At 59.3% G+C, this 13,968-nt stretch carries 14 protein-coding genes; 11 read left to right on the top strand and 3 right to left on the bottom strand.

Annotation, left to right across the window (positions count from 1 at the left end):
• Positions 1–148: 148 nt before the first annotated feature.
• Positions 149–1,369, top strand: coding sequence for a beta-ketoacyl-ACP synthase I (gene fabB / locus HP564_RS07090; RefSeq protein WP_371241514.1), 1,221 nt, complete (start codon positions 149–151; stop codon positions 1,367–1,369).
• Between the two features lie 73 nt (positions 1,370–1,442).
• A complete protein-coding gene (locus HP564_RS07085; RefSeq protein ID WP_371241512.1) occupies positions 1,443–1,889 on the top strand; it encodes a hypothetical protein in 447 nt (148 codons plus the stop codon).
• Here HP564_RS07085 and HP564_RS07080 read toward each other — a convergent pair.
• Entirely contained in the window at positions 1,882–3,294 is a 1,413-nt protein-coding gene (locus HP564_RS07080) for a PLP-dependent aminotransferase family protein (RefSeq protein WP_371241510.1), read from the bottom strand. The two genes, HP564_RS07085 and HP564_RS07080, sit on opposite strands and share 8 nt — an antisense overlap.
• Before the next feature lie 87 nt (positions 3,295–3,381).
• Here HP564_RS07080 and HP564_RS07075 point away from each other — a divergent pair, with 87 nt between their 5' ends.
• A complete protein-coding gene (locus tag HP564_RS07075; protein WP_371241508.1) occupies positions 3,382–3,825 on the top strand; it encodes a rhodanese-like domain-containing protein in 444 nt (147 codons plus the stop codon).
• Position 3,826: 1 nt separating this feature from the next.
• Here the strand turns inward: HP564_RS07075 and flk are convergent, their stop codons facing one another.
• Together flk and HP564_RS07065 are read right to left on the bottom strand one after the other, a co-directional pair.
• Positions 3,827–4,846, bottom strand: coding sequence for a flagella biosynthesis regulator Flk (gene flk, locus HP564_RS07070; protein ID WP_371241506.1), 1,020 nt, complete (start codon positions 4,844–4,846; stop codon positions 3,827–3,829).
• A 100-nt stretch (positions 4,847–4,946) separates the two neighbouring features.
• Positions 4,947–5,843, bottom strand: coding sequence for a DMT family transporter (locus HP564_RS07065; protein ID WP_371241504.1), 897 nt, complete (start codon positions 5,841–5,843; stop codon positions 4,947–4,949).
• Between the two features lie 94 nt (positions 5,844–5,937).
• Here HP564_RS07065 and HP564_RS07060 point away from each other — a divergent pair, with 94 nt between their 5' ends.
• From HP564_RS07060 to dedD, 8 genes are all read left to right on the top strand, one after another.
• Positions 5,938–6,717 carry a helix-turn-helix transcriptional regulator gene (locus HP564_RS07060; protein ID WP_371241503.1) on the top strand — a complete coding sequence of 260 codons (780 nt, stop codon included), beginning with the start codon at positions 5,938–5,940 and terminating at the stop codon, positions 6,715–6,717.
• Between the two features lie 57 nt (positions 6,718–6,774).
• Positions 6,775–7,908 (top strand): 4-phosphoerythronate dehydrogenase PdxB, encoded by a 1,134-nt coding sequence (pdxB, locus tag HP564_RS07055; RefSeq protein ID WP_371241502.1) that lies wholly within the window; start codon positions 6,775–6,777, stop codon positions 7,906–7,908.
• A 105-nt stretch (positions 7,909–8,013) separates the two neighbouring features.
• Positions 8,014–9,024, top strand: a complete 1,011-nt coding sequence (locus HP564_RS07050; RefSeq protein WP_371241500.1) for an aspartate-semialdehyde dehydrogenase — start codon at positions 8,014–8,016, stop codon at positions 9,022–9,024.
• 2 nt (positions 9,025–9,026) lie between these two features.
• Positions 9,027–9,830, top strand: coding sequence for a tRNA pseudouridine(38-40) synthase TruA (gene truA, locus HP564_RS07045; RefSeq protein ID WP_371242010.1), 804 nt, complete (start codon positions 9,027–9,029; stop codon positions 9,828–9,830).
• A 28-nt stretch (positions 9,831–9,858) separates the two neighbouring features.
• Positions 9,859–10,521 carry a DedA family protein gene (locus tag HP564_RS07040; protein WP_371241497.1) on the top strand — a complete coding sequence of 221 codons (663 nt, stop codon included), beginning with the start codon at positions 9,859–9,861 and terminating at the stop codon, positions 10,519–10,521.
• 150 nt (positions 10,522–10,671) lie between these two features.
• Positions 10,672–11,583, top strand: coding sequence for an acetyl-CoA carboxylase, carboxyltransferase subunit beta (gene accD / locus HP564_RS07035; RefSeq protein ID WP_081140353.1), 912 nt, complete (start codon positions 10,672–10,674; stop codon positions 11,581–11,583).
• Between the two features lie 86 nt (positions 11,584–11,669).
• A complete protein-coding gene (folC, locus tag HP564_RS07030; RefSeq protein WP_371241495.1) occupies positions 11,670–12,944 on the top strand; it encodes a bifunctional tetrahydrofolate synthase/dihydrofolate synthase in 1,275 nt (424 codons plus the stop codon).
• Positions 12,934–13,731: a cell division protein DedD gene (dedD, locus tag HP564_RS07025; RefSeq protein ID WP_371241493.1), complete on the top strand. Its 798-nt coding sequence runs from the start codon at positions 12,934–12,936 to the stop codon at positions 13,729–13,731. The genes folC and dedD overlap by 11 nt, the downstream gene beginning before the upstream one ends.
• Positions 13,732–13,968: the final 237 nt, after the last annotated feature.

The raw sequence follows: 13,968 nt of genomic DNA, 5'->3' as shown, positions 1-13,968 counted from the left end.
GCTCGTTTTTCAGGCAGTGGCGCGATCATAGCGACCAGGATCACATGACGCAAATTTACAAAAGGAAATGGCTGATCGGACTTGTTCGGCGTACAAGTGTAAGCTAGAGTGCACGTCAATCCAAAAGAAGTGGAATGAGGACAACTGAATGAAACGTGCAGTGATTACTGGCCTGGGGATTGTTTCCAGCATTGGTAACAACCAGCAGGAAGTGCTGGCTTCTCTGCGTGAAGGCCGTTCCGGCATCACCTTCTCTCAAGAGCTGAAGGATTCCGGTATGCGTAGTCACGTCTGGGGTAACGTCAAACTGGATACCACCGGCCTTATCGATCGCAAAATTGTGCGTTTCATGAGTGATGCGTCCATCTATGCTTACCTCTCAATGGAAGAGGCCATCAAAGATTCCGGTCTGACTGACGAGCAATATCAGAGCAACCCGCGTGTGGGTCTGATTGCGGGTTCAGGCGGCGGTTCGCCGCGCTTCCAGGTATTTGGCGCTGACGCTATGCGCAGCCCGCGCGGCCTGAAGGCAGTCGGCCCCTATGTCGTAACCAAAGCGATGGCGTCTGGTGTTTCTGCCTGCCTCGCCACGCCGTTTAAAATCCACGGTGTAAACTACTCTATCAGCTCAGCCTGTGCGACCTCTGCGCACTGCATTGGTAACGCGGTTGAGCAGATCCAGCTGGGCAAACAGGATATCGTTTTTGCTGGCGGCGGCGAAGAGTTGTGCTGGGAAATGGCGTGTGAGTTTGACGCGATGGGCGCGCTCTCTACCAAATATAACGACTCACCGGAAAAAGCATCCCGCACTTACGACAGCGAGCGCGACGGCTTCGTCATCGCTGGCGGCGGCGGTATGGTGGTGGTTGAAGAGCTGGAACATGCGCTGGCGCGCGGTGCGCATATCTACGCTGAAATCGTTGGCTACGGTGCGACCTCTGACGGCGCAGACATGGTGGCGCCATCAGGCGAAGGTGCAGTGCGCTGCATGAAGATGGCAATGCACGGCGTAGACACGCCGATCGACTACCTGAACAGCCACGGTACCTCTACGCCGGTAGGCGACGTGAAGGAGCTGGGTGCAATCCGTGAAGTCTTTGGTGACAACACCCCGGCAATCTCGGCTACCAAAGCGATGACCGGCCACTCGCTGGGCGCAGCAGGCGTGCAGGAAGCGATCTATACCCTGCTGATGCTGGAGCACGGCTTTGTTGCGCCAAGCATCAATATTGAGTCGCTGGACCCGGCGGCGGAAGGCATGAACATCGTGACCAAACCGACAGAGAAAGCGCTGACCACCGTGATGTCTAACAGCTTCGGCTTCGGTGGCACTAACGCCACGCTGACCATGCGTAAATACCAGGCATAATTTCTTGTCCTGTTTATAAGGCCGGTTTATCCGGCCTTTTTTATTTCCTCGCTCTCTTTTCACCGCTGTAGCAATGTTCATTCTTCCTGATGAACGCCGGGCTGTCGCGCCACCGTTAAACAGCTGTTTACACCCATCTGAGCTAACCGCGACATCTGACACGGCGTCGGGCGAGATCAACAATAGTGCGGGTCAGTGGCTGGCGGGTGAGGACATTCATCTGCTGGCGGAGACGACCACGAACCGCACGTATCTTGAGGCTAACAGCCGCACCTCGTCGGTCAGCAACAATCGGGAAAAAGATCGCCTGCTGCTCAGCACGCTAAGCGGCAACGCAAGCCGGGGCAGCGAGTCAGGCAGCCGCACCGCCTGGAACGAGACCATGCTGGAGAGCGGCGGAGAGGTGCGACTGCACAGCGGGCGGGTTAGCGCACCTTCAGCCCGCGTCTGTATTAACTCTTCTCTGGCCGCCTTCATGTTAGCCAGCATCTTCACTATACATTCTTCTTCTTTTACCTGAACAGCGCCCCCAGCTTGCCGCACCCCGCAGCAATCTCACCAGGTGACAATGCCGAAAATCCCAGTATCCAGCCCGACTGCGCCGGTGAATCGGTTGCCAGCGGGCTAAGGCGCGGCAGCGTCAGCCCGTTCCTGCCCGCCAGGGCAGTCAACGCCGCCTCCTCACCTTCTTTTAACCTAACCGTCAACTGCAAACCACCGGGTGTCGTAATCGGCGTCAGCCAGCGCGAAAGTGGCCTTAGCTGAGCCAGAAGAAGATCGCGGCGGCTGCGATAGAGCTGGCGCATCAGACGAAGATGGCTGGCAAAGTGGCCCTGCTGCAAAAACGCGGCGGTCACGGCCTGCGGCATCAGCGCACTGTGTCCGTCCATCACGCTGCGAGCCTGACCGAGCGGCTCTGCCAGCCCAGGCGGCACCACCATCCAGGCCAGTCGCAGGGAGGGGAACAACGATTTAGAGAAGGTTCCCAGCGTAATCACCCGGCCATGGCGATCCAGCCCCTGCATAGCAGGCGTAGGGCGATCGTCATAGTGAAACTCGCTGTCATAGTCATCCTCTATAATCCAGCTGCCGTGTCGCTGTGCCCATCCCAGCCATGCCAGACGACGCGGCAGGCTCATCGCTACGCCGGTGGGATAGTGGTGCGAAGGCGTCAGGTAAAGCAGCTTCGCCGCACCGCACTGGACTATCGCACCTTCATCATCCAGCGGCACGCCGCGACAGCGTGCGCCAGCTGCAAGAAACGCATTACGCGCGCCGGGATAACCCGGCGTTTCCAGCCACACCTCATCGCCAGGATCGAGAAACATCATCGCCAGCAGCTGCAACGCCTGCTGTGAACTGGTCAGGATAATCACCTGCTCCGGTCGGCAATGCATGCCGCGCGACAGCGCCAGATAATCCGCCACCGCGCTGCGCAGCGGCAGATAACCGAGCGGATCGCCATAGCCCATCAGCTGGCTGCCGTGGGTGCGCTGCACGCTGGCGCTCAGCCGTCGCCATAGCGGGTGCGGAAAAGCGCGTAGTTCCGGTGAACCGGCAGCAAAAGCGTGCGGAAAGGGAGGATCCTGACAGCCCCCGGTGGCAATAACCGCGCTGCCGCGTGTGGAGAAGCGTGGCCTGTCCGCAGGCGTCGTGTGCGTTGTCTGCGCGGGCATCACGATAGCGACAAAGGTGCCGCGCCCGGTTTCACGTTGCAAATAGCCTTCACTTTCCAGCTGCGCATAGGCGGCTTCCACCGTAACGCGCGACAGACCAAGATCGCCCGCCAGCTGGCGCGTCGAAGGCACTTTTTGCCCGAAAGTAAGATGGCCGCCTGCTATTGCCTGGCGCAGCGTGGCACACAGGCGTTCACGCAGTCCGCCCTGTGCATGATGGCTAAAAAGCGTCAGCAGCGGCGTGCTCATAATGGTCTTATCTCATAGCTAAGATGGGTCTGATTGAGCAGTCCACTTTGCCGTAAACTAGCCAGACACCACAACAGGAGAATCACCATGTCACAGGTTTTACGCTTCCCTCCGCCTTCGCCACAGCAGAGCCTCAGCTACCTGCAACATAAACTGGCCTGCTACGCCGACGCCTGGGATGTTGCAGAGGATCTTGCGCATCAGGTCACGGAGATTGTGGTGATCGATGCACGTTCACCAGAGCACTATCGCGCCGGGCATATCTGCGGCGCAGTGAGTTTTCCCCATCGCGTTATGGACGCTGAAAGCACGGCAAGGCTGGATCGGAGCAAAGTCTATGTCACCTACTGCGACGGTATTGGCTGCAACGGCTCAACTAAAGCGGCCTTTAAGCTGGCGGCGCTGGGATTTCAGGTGAAAGAATTAATTGGTGGGCTGGACTTCTGGCGACGCGACGGCCATCCGATGGCCTGGGGCGAGGCGCCAGGCGAATGGCCTCAGGCCGTGCCCGGCGCACAGTGTGGCTGTTAATTTAAAAAAACAGCCATAGCAGGAAAAAGATCACAGCAAACAGTGCAACGGCGCTCAGCACCGGACGCTGCGCCAGCGGCTGTGGCAGGGAAGCAACAAAAGGAGCCCAGATCGGCTGAGGCCGCAGTTCACTGTCGGCCAGCGGCTGTTCCTGATTCTTCTCAGCGCGGCGCGTAAACAGCTGGTTGAGCAGGTCCTGGGTCTGCGCCGGCGTCAGAATGGTCTGTGGCGTCGCCTGAAAACGCAGCTGGCTGTAATCTTCCAGCTGTTGACGTTCGCTGCGATCCAGCGGCTGTTTTAGCGAGGCTTCCAGTACCTGCAATGTTGGCGCGCTGTGCTGGCTCAACGTCTGACGCACCTGAAGATACTGCGTCAGCAGCGGGAAATGGCGTGAAGGAATCGGATCGCCGCTGGTCAGGTTCACCAGCTTAAGCGCCGAAGCCCAGATTTTCCCGGTCGATTCGCCGGTTGCCGCTGCCAGCCGGGCGATCTGCTGATTCAGCGTCTGGTGCTCAGCAGGCAGCAGCGTGCGGTCGGTGACGCGCGATTGCTGCGGCTGCGGGATGGCCATCTGACCATTCTGTAGCATGGTCAGTACCTGGCGTAGCTGATCCTGCGAGAGTGAGCTTAACACTGTCTGGCCGAACTGCTGGCGAATAAAGTCGCTGACCGCCTGGCGATTATTGCCCTGCGGCAGCAGATCGGTGAGCTGGGTCAGCAGCTGGCGCGTAGCGCGTCCATTTTCCGCCTGGGCCAGGCGGCTGTTCAGATAGTGCTCCGCTGCGGGAAAGTGGCGCGACTGCAACTCCGCCTCACTTTTTACCCCCACTTCACGCTGCACGCCTGCCCAGAGTTCAGGCGCTTTTAACGTGCTGAATGACATAATACGCACAATCAGACGTTCCAGCGTGGTGCGCTGGGCCGGTGAAAGAGGCTGTTCGCCGGAGCGGGGCGCGCCGGTTGACGGCGTGACAGCAGAACGATCGCCCATCGGCGCACCGGGGCCGCTAAGAGGTTGCATGGCGGAATCCTTGAAAACAGAACAGCGTGGGGTGCGCCGAAAAAAAGATGCGCCATGATAGCAAAAGCCCCTGTGAAATCCCACGGGGAGCTGCGCATATTCAGCCGTGCGCTGGCGTTACCTTGCGTCGCTTCAACGGCGTTTTCAGCCGCTGGGCGAGAATAACCCCTGCCAGCGTCATGCTGCCGCCAATCCAGTGATAGAGGTGAAGCTGTTCATGCAGGAAAAGCACAGCGATGATGGCGGTGAACGCCGGGACAAAATTCATAAAAATGCTGGTGGTGCTGGCGCCCAGACGCTGCACACCCAGGATCCACATAAAGGGGGCGATAACAGAGGCAAACAGCCCGGCAAACAGCACCAGCGGAAGATTATGCGCATTAAGCGTCACGTCGGGTGCGTGCAAAAAGCCCGGCAGTAACAGCAAAACGCCAAAGCAAATCTGAACGTAGAGGCTCTGCCAGTTAGGCAGCGGGATCGCCCAGCGTTTCGTCAGCACACCGTACAGCGCGTAGGAGGTGGATGCCGCCAGCATCATTAGCTCACCACTACCGAGACGCTGGTTTAGCAGTTGCGCAGGATGGCCCTCGCTCACCAGCCATACCAGCCCGGCAAATGACAGGATACCGCCGACAAGAATGCCGCGCGTCGGTGCCAGCCGCAGTACCAGCAGGCTAAGCAGAATGGTGAGCAGCGGAATGGTTGCCCCCAGGATACCCATCATCACTGCCGACACGCTGTGTGCTGCATAGTAGGCCAGGCTCTGATAGAGCACCATGCCCAGCAGCCCCAGAACCAGCAGACGCCACAGGTTAGCGCGAAGGGTGTGTCGATGCTGCCAGACGCCCGGCAGCGCAAAGGGCGTCAGAACAATCAGCGCCAGTAACCAGCGATAAAAGGAAATGGCGGCAGGATCGATACTGCCGGCAGAGAGTTTGCTGACGATGGTGTTCACCGACCAGATTAGCACCGCCAGCAGCGGAAAAAGTAAATTCATGATGGGCTCCAGAGAGTAAGTCCAGCCAGTTTACGTTTGACGGGTTTTAAGGAGATAGTTAAATTCAGACAAAATTCTTTGCTGACAAGACAGAATGACGCTTCAGGTTGAATATCAGCCGCCCAGGGCCGCGGAGCAGCTGCGCTACTTTATGCGCTATGAGCAAACCAATGCGCAAACCGAGTACCTTCCTCACGCGCATGAGTGGGGGCAGGTGATCTTTGTGACGCGTCACGTCCTGGAGATGAACGTAGAGGGGAGACGCCTGTTAACCCCCGCCAGCATTCCGGTCTGGATCCCGCCGCGCCAGCAGCACGCCAGCTACAACCACCAGCAGGCCCAGTTCCGCACCTTCAACCTTGCCGCCGCACTATGTAACGGTCTGCCGCAGCGCGCGTGTCTGCTCAATGTTGACGCGATAGTTCATGCGATTATGGATGAGTTTGCTCGCACCGGACTGGAACAGCCGCAAAGCCCGGAAGCGTGGCGGCTGTGCGACGTGCTGCGCGACCGGTTGCGTATTGCACCGGTGCAGGAGAGCTATCTGCCCACCTTGAGGGATAAGTTTCTTGCGCCGGTGCTGCATGCGCTGGAGGCGCATCCCGGCGACAATACCACGCTGGCGCAATGGGCCGCGCGCGTCTTTACCACCGAGCGAACCCTGGCACGGCGCTGCCGTCAGGAGCTGCATATGTCCTTTAGCGAATGGCGGCAGCGCCTGCGTTTTTTACATGCCGTCGCCCAGCTGGGGCAGGGCAGAACCGTGCAGGCCATTGCCCACGATCTTGGCTACAGCTCGGCTTCCGCGCTGATTGTCATGTTCCAGCAGCAGGCGGGCACCACGCCAGATCGTTACCGCGCGCGCATGGGCTAATGTTCCTGTTTGTGCCAGAATAGCGGCCTTGTTAATGCAACCTGCAGGAAAGCCGTGGTGAAGATCCTTGTCGATGAAAATATGCCCTATGCGCAAGCGCTGTTCAGTCGTACCGGCAGCGTGCTGGCGGTGCCGGGTCGCCCGCTGCCGCAGCAGGAGCTAAATGATGCTGATGGCCTGATGGTGCGCTCGGTGACTCAGGTCAATGAGGCGCTGCTTGCGGGTAAACCGGTGAAATTTGTCGGCACCGCCACGGCGGGCACCGACCATATTGATGACGCCTGGCTGCAACAGGCGGGTATTGCTTTTTCTGCCGCGCCGGGCTGCAACGCCATCGCCGTGGTGGAGTATGTGTTCTCCGCCTTACTGCTGCTGGCAGAGCGTGACAGCTTTGACCTGCGCGACCGCACCGTCGGCATCGTCGGCGTGGGCAACGTCGGCGGGCGGCTGCAAAAGCGGCTGGAAGCCTGGGGCGTGAAAACCCTGCTGTGCGATCCGCCGCGCGCCGATCGTGGTGACGAAGGTGACTTCCGCTCGCTTGATGAGCTGGTCGCCGAAGCCGATATCCTGACCTTTCATACGCCGCTGTTCAAAGAGGGGCCCTATAAAAGCTGGCACCTTGCCGATGCGGCGCTGCTGATGGCGCTGAAGCCGAACGCGATCCTGATTAACGCCTGCCGTGGCCCGGTTGTCGATAACGCCGCGCTGCTGGAGGTGCTGAAGATGCGCCACGACCTTAGCGTGGTGCTGGATGTCTGGGAGCCGGAACCGGCGCTGTCGCTCGATCTTCTGGAGAGCGTAGATATTGCTACCGCGCACATCGCGGGCTACACGCTGGAAGGCAAGGCGCGCGGCACCACGCAGGTATTTGAGGCCTGGTGTGACTTCCTGGGCCAGCCGCAGCAGGTGTCGCTCAGCGAGCTGCTGCCAGCGCCGGAGTTCAGCAGCGTGACGCTGAATGGCCCGCTCGATCAGCCAACGCTGAAACGTCTGGCGCATCTGGTGTATGATGTGCGCCGCGACGACGCGCCGCTGCGTAAAGGTGCGGCTAAACCGGGCGAGTTTGATCGCCTGCGCAAGGAGTATGAAGAGCGCCGCGAGTGGTCATCGCTGGAGGTCATCTGCAACGATGCCGGGACCGTCAGCCTGCTTGAGGCACTCGGTTTTTGCGCGCGGCTCAATAACAACTAAATTTACCTTCTCACCGTGCCAGTCATGGCCGGGGGATAATTCCGAATCCTGGGCGGTGAATATCACCGCCTTCTGTTTTTATGTCATTGTCTGGAGTAAACCAACATGTCTGACGGCTGGAATATTGCGCTACTCGGCGCGACAGGCGCAGTAGGGAACGCTGTACTGGAACTGCTGGCAGAACGCCAGTTCCCGGTTGGTGAGTTATATTTGCTGGCGAGCGAAAACAGCGCCGGTGAAATGGTGCGTTTCGAGGGGCGCTCGGTGCGCGTAGAAAACGCGGCTGATTTCGACTGGTCGCAGGCGCAACTGGCCTTTTTTGTGGCCGGGCGCGACGCCTCGGCACGTTATGCCGAGGATGCGGCTAACGCCGGGTGTCTGGTGATCGACAGCAGCGACCTGTTTGCGCTGTCGCCCGATGTACCGCTGGTGGTGCCAGACGTTAACCCGCATGTGCTGGCGGACTACCGCAACCGCAATCTGGTGAGCGTGGCCGACAGCCTGACCAGCCAGTTGCTTAGCGCGATTAAACCGCTGGTGGACGCGGCCGGCTTAGGCCGTCTACAGGTCACCAACCTGATCTCCGCCTCCAGCCACGGTAAAAGCGCGGTGGATGGGCTGGCGGGAGAGAGCGCACGCCTGCTGAATGGCATTCCGGCAGACGAGCATTACTTTGGCCGTCAGCTGGCGTTCAACCTGTTGCCGCAGCTGGCGGATGCGGAAGGCAGCGTCGCCAGCGAACGTCGCCTGGTTGAGCAGGTGCGTAAAGTCCTGCAGGACGAGGGACTGCCGATTGCAGTCAGCAGCGTTCAGGCGCCGGTATTTTACGGTAACGCACAGATTGTGCACCTGGAGAGCCTGCGCCCGCTCTCAGCGGAGGAGGCGCGTGCCGAGCTGATGCAGGCAGCTGATATTACGCTGAGCGACGAAGATGATTACCCGACGCAGGTAGGCGATGCCTCAGGCAATGAACAGCTGAGCATTGGCTGCGTGCGTAACGATTATGGCATTCCCGAGCTGCTGCAGTTCTGGTCGGTAGCGGACAATATCCGTTTCGGTGGCGCGCTGATGGCGGTGAAAACCGCTGAGAAACTGGTGCAGGAGTATCTCTGCTAATGTTGCCAGAAGGTCAGACGCATAAACTGGCGCTCGGCATTGAGTATGACGGCAGCCGTTATTACGGCTGGCAGCGCCAGCAGGAAGTCCGCAGCGTACAGGAAAAGCTGGAAAAAGCGCTGTCAAAAGTCGCGAACCATCCGGTAAACGTCTTCTGCGCCGGGCGAACCGATGCAGGCGTGCACGGCACCGGCCAGGTGGTGCATTTCGAAACCACGTCGCTGCGCGCTGACGGAGCCTGGACGCTGGGCGTTAACGCTAATCTGCCGGAAGATATTGCGGTGCGCTGGGTAAAGGCGGTGCCGGATGAGTTTCACGCGCGCTTTAGCGCGACGGCCCGTCGCTACCGCTATCTGATTTACAACCAGCGGCTGCGTCCGGCGATCCTCGGGCGCGGCGTGACGCACTTCTATCATCCGCTGGATGCAGAGAAGATGCACCGCGCCGGACAGTGCCTGCTGGGCGAAAACGACTTTACCTCGTTTCGCGCTGTGCAGTGTCAGTCACGCACGCCGTGGCGCAACGTAATGCATCTCAACGTCACGCGACAGGGTGCATTTGTGATTGTTGATATCAAGGCCAACGCTTTTGTGCACCATATGGTGCGCAATATCGTCGGCAGTTTAATGGAGATCGGCTGCGGTAATCAGCCGGAATCGTGGATGGCGACGTTGCTGGCGGCAAAAGACCGCACGCTGGCGGCGGCGACAGCCAGAGCAGAAGGTCTCTACCTGGTCGCGGTGGATTATCCCGCGCATTTTGCACTACCCGAACCGCCCATGGGACCCCTGTTCCTGGTGGATTAACTTAGCAGGTCATTGTCAGAGAGGCGTTATGGAGTTCGTCCATTTTTTGGTTGATTTTATTCTGCATATTGATGTGCATCTGGCTGAACTGGTGGCGCAGTACGGCATCTGGATCTACGCCATTCTGTTCCTGATCCTGTTTTGTGAAACCGGTCTGGTGGTCACGCCATTTTTGCCGGGCGATTCGCTGCTGTTTGTGGCAGGCGCGCTGGCGGCGCTGCCGGGCAACGATCTCAATATCCATCTGATGGCGGCGCTGCTGATTGTCGCGGCAGTGCTGGGTGACGCGGTAAACTATACGATTGGCCGCCTGTTCGGAGAGCGGTTGTTCAGCAACCCGAACTCGCGTATTTTCCGCCGGAGCTATCTCGATAAAACCCATGCGTTTTACGAACGTCACGGCGGAAAAACCATTATTCTGGCGCGTTTCGTGCCGATTGTGCGCACCTTTGCGCCCTTCGTCGCAGGGATGGGGCATATGTCCTATCGCCATTTTGCGCTGTTCAACGTCGCGGGCGCGCTGGCGTGGGTGCTGCTGTTCTCCTACGCGGGCTATCTGTTTGGCGACCTGCCGGTGGTGCAGGAAAATCTTAAGCTGCTGATTGTCGGCATCATCGTGGTTTCGATACTGCCGGGTATGATTGAGGTCTGGCGTCACCGCCGTCAGGCGAAGCAGCAAAAACAGCCGTAGCAGGTCCGGTCGCGTCGCGGTTAGACCAGATTTTTATCCACAGTCAGAAGTGGTTGTGGTTTAATGAGCGACATTTCATGTCGGCTGAAGCGGTTTTCAGCGGCAAATAAGATGACTGGACCAGGTCAGTTTTAAATAAAAAGGTCTTCAATGAGCTGGATTGAACGCATTCTTAATAAAAGCAACGTTACGCCTGCACGCCGTGCCAGTATTCCGGAAGGGGTCTGGACCAAGTGCGACAGCTGCGGTCAGGTACTGTACCGCGCCGAGCTGGAGCGTAATCTTGAGGTCTGCCCGAAGTGCGACCATCATATGCGCATGCACGCCCGCGAGCGCCTCAACAGCCTGCTCGACCAGGGCACGCAGACTGAGCTGGGCAGCGAGCTGGAGCCGAAGGATATCCTGAAGTTCCGCGACTCCAAAAAGTATAAAGATCGCCTGGTTGCCGCGCAGAAAGCAACCGACGAGAAAGACGCGCTGATCGTAATGAAAGGCCAGCTGCACGGCATGCCCGTCGTGGCAGCAGCATTTGAGTTCGCCTTTATGGGCGGATCCATGGGCTCGGTGGTTGGCGCGCGCTTCGTGCGTGCGGTTGAGCAGGCGCTGGAAGATAACTGCCCGCTGATCTGCTTCTCTGCCAGCGGCGGTGCACGTATGCAGGAAGCGCTGATGTCGCTGATGCAGATGGCAAAAACCAGCGCAGCGCTGGCAAAAATGCAGGAACGCGGTCTGCCGTACATTTCTGTGCTGACCGATCCCACGATGGGCGGTGTCTCTGCCAGCTTCGCAATGCTGGGCGATCTCAACGTGGCTGAACCCAAAGCGCTGATTGGCTTTGCAGGCCCGCGCGTTATTGAGCAGACCGTTCGCGAAAAACTGCCGCCGGGCTTCCAGCGCAGTGAGTTCCTGATTGAGAAGGGCGCGATCGATATGATCATTCGTCGCCCGGAAATGCGTTATAAGCTGGCAAGCCTGCTGGCGAAGATGATGAATCTTCCCGCGCCGCTGCACGATGGCGAACCAACCGCGCCTGCGGAAGAGCCGGAAAGCAACGAGGCCTGACAGGAGAGAGAGACGCGCGCGGCGCGTCTTTCACCAATGCACCGTCGAACCGGCTGAACCGGGTCAAAATTTGTTAAACGGGACATATGGATACTCTTCACCTTCCTCAAGCCACGTCGCCTTTGGCCACGTGGCTTTATTATCTTGAGCATCTGCATTCGCAGACCATCGAACTGGGGCTGGATCGCATTCGCTGCGTCGCGCAGCGCCTCGACCTGCTGAAACCTGCACCTTTTGTCTTCACCGTCGCCGGAACCAACGGCAAAGGCACCACCTGTCGCACCCTGGAAACCCTGCTGATGGCGGCGGGCTACCGCGTGGGGGTTTACAGCTCGCCGCATCTGGTGCGCTATACCGAACGGGTACGTGTACAGGGGCAGGAGCTTGATCCCTCGCTGCACAGCGCCAGCTTTGCGAAAATCGAAGCCGGACGGGGCGATGTCTCCCTGACCTATTTTGAATTTGGCACGCTCTCTGCCCTCAATCTGTTTCAGCAGGCACAGCTGGACGTGGTGATCCTGGAGGTGGGCCTGGGCGGTCGCCTGGATGCCACCAATATTGTTGACGCTGACGTGGCGATCGTCACCAGCATCGCGCTTGATCACACCGACTGGCTCGGCCCGGATCGCGAAAGCATTGGCCGTGAGAAAGCGGGCGTCTTTCGCGGCGGCAAGCCTGCCGTTGTGGGAGAGCCTGCAATGCCGGCCAGCATTGCCGCAGTAGCCGCGGAAAAAGGGGCGCAGCTGCGACAGCGCGATCGCGACTGGCACTATAGCCAGCAGGCGGAGAGCTGGGCATTTCGCGACGCCCAGGGCGAGCTGAACGATCTGCCGCTGCCGCAGGTTCCGCTACCGAATGCTGCTACCGCGCTGGCGGCGCTGCGTGCATCTGGCCTGAACGTCAGCGAGGCGATCGTGCGGGAGTATCTGCCGCTGGCAGTCCTGCCTGGTCGTTTTCAGACGGTCAGCGAATCCCCGCGCGTTATCCTTGACGTGGCGCATAACCCGCATGCGGCGGGCTATCTGGCATCACGCCTGGCGCAGCTGGCTAACACCGGCCGCGTTCATGCCGTAGTGGGCATGCTGCACGACAAGGATATTGCCGGTACGCTGGCGGCGCTGGCTCCGCAAATTGACTGCTGGTACTGCGCGCCGCTTGACGGCCCGCGCGGCGCGAGTGCAGATGAGCTGATGGCGCATCTGCCCGCCGACGCAGCGACGGCATTTGCCGACGTGGAGCACGCCTGGCAGGCGGCTCGCCAGCAGGCTGAGGAGCAGGACATTGTGCTGGTGTGTGGATCCTTCCATACCGTGGCGCAGGTCATGGAATCGACAGAAGCGGAGAAAGGTCGTGGCGAGTAAGTTTCAGAACCGTCTGGTCGGCACCATTATCCTGGTGGCGGTCGGCGTAATTGTCCTGCCGGGCCTGCTGGACGGCAAAAAGAAGCACTATAAGGAAGAGTTTGCAGCTATCCCGCTGGTTCCGAAACCGGATGACCAGCAAGACAGCGAAATGGTGCCGCCAGTTACACAGCCGCTGCCTTCTCAGCCACCGCAGGGCGCAGGCCGCGCGGTCAGCAGCGGCAGCAACAGCGCCACCAACCCTGTGGCAGAGCAGGGCAACGCCGCGCCACAGAGTAATAGCGAGCCGAGTGTGGTGACGCCGCCGCCGGTGCATCAGAGCGAACCGGTTAAGCCTAAACAGGTTGAGGCGTCGAAGCCGAAGCAGGTTGAGCAGCCGAAACCGAAGCAGGTTGAGCAGCCGAAGCCAAAAACGCAGGTGAAGCCAGCCGAAACGAAACCGGCAGAAACTAAACCCGCGGAGAGCAAACCGGCTGAGACACGGCAGAGCGAAAGCACTAAGCCGGCCGAAACGGCCAGGCCCGCTGAGCAGAGCGCGCCCGCCGGTCAGGCATATGTGGTCCAGCTTGGCGCGCTGAAGAACGCTGCGAAAGTGAATGAGATTGTGGCCAAACTCCGCCTGTCAGGCTATCGCGCCTTTACCGTGCCCTCGACGCCGGTTCAGGGACAGATCACCCGTCTTTATGTCGGCCCGGACGCGTCAAAAGCGAAGCTGCAAAGCTCACTTTCAGAGCTGCAAAGCGTTTCCGGACTGGGCGGGGTTGTGAAGCCATATAGCGCGCGTTAAGGCAGCGATTGGTACCGCCGATTGCATAAAAAGGCGGTACCGCACGCCGTGTTAATGCCGCGTGTGAAAAAATAATTTGTTTAAATTCAATGCGTTCATCGGTTGAATCTCCGTCGGGCGAGGAAAGTTTTTTTCATCGCCCTTTTTATGGAAAGGGAAAAGGAAAACCGCTACGCAAACGTTTTCTTTTTCTGTTAGAATGCGCCCCGAACTGGATGCAGGGGTGCAGACGCACTG

This window comes from Pantoea sp. KPR_PJ, assembly GCF_041386365.1.
Taxonomy (GTDB): domain Bacteria; phylum Pseudomonadota; class Gammaproteobacteria; order Enterobacterales; family Enterobacteriaceae; genus Pantoea.
The sequence above is the reverse complement of the archived record's forward strand: the minus strand, read 5'-3'. Positions and strand labels throughout refer to the sequence as shown.

Bases quoted from the DNA above. Each gene is read 5' to 3' on its own strand.
- HP564_RS07080 (WP_371241510.1), bottom strand. From the start codon at position 3,294: ATGAGCACGCCGCTGCTGACGCTTTTTAGCCATCATGCACAGGGCGGA.
- HP564_RS07065 (WP_371241504.1), bottom strand. From the start codon at position 5,843: ATGAATTTACTTTTTCCGCTGCTGGCGGTGCTAATCTGGTCGGTGAAC.
- HP564_RS07050 (WP_371241500.1), top strand. From the start codon at position 8,014: ATGTCTGACGGCTGGAATATTGCGCTACTCGGCGCGACAGGCGCAGTA.
- HP564_RS07040 (WP_371241497.1), top strand. From the start codon at position 9,859: ATGGAGTTCGTCCATTTTTTGGTTGATTTTATTCTGCATATTGATGTG.
- fabB (WP_371241514.1), top strand. From the start codon at position 149: ATGAAACGTGCAGTGATTACTGGCCTGGGGATTGTTTCCAGCATTGGT.
- flk (WP_371241506.1), bottom strand. From the start codon at position 4,846: ATGCAACCTCTTAGCGGCCCCGGTGCGCCGATGGGCGATCGTTCTGCT.
- HP564_RS07060 (WP_371241503.1), top strand. From the start codon at position 5,938: ATGACGCTTCAGGTTGAATATCAGCCGCCCAGGGCCGCGGAGCAGCTG.
- HP564_RS07085 (WP_371241512.1), top strand. From the start codon at position 1,443: ATGTTCATTCTTCCTGATGAACGCCGGGCTGTCGCGCCACCGTTAAAC.
- accD (WP_081140353.1), top strand. From the start codon at position 10,672: ATGAGCTGGATTGAACGCATTCTTAATAAAAGCAACGTTACGCCTGCA.
- HP564_RS07075 (WP_371241508.1), top strand. From the start codon at position 3,382: ATGTCACAGGTTTTACGCTTCCCTCCGCCTTCGCCACAGCAGAGCCTC.
- folC (WP_371241495.1), top strand. From the start codon at position 11,670: ATGGATACTCTTCACCTTCCTCAAGCCACGTCGCCTTTGGCCACGTGG.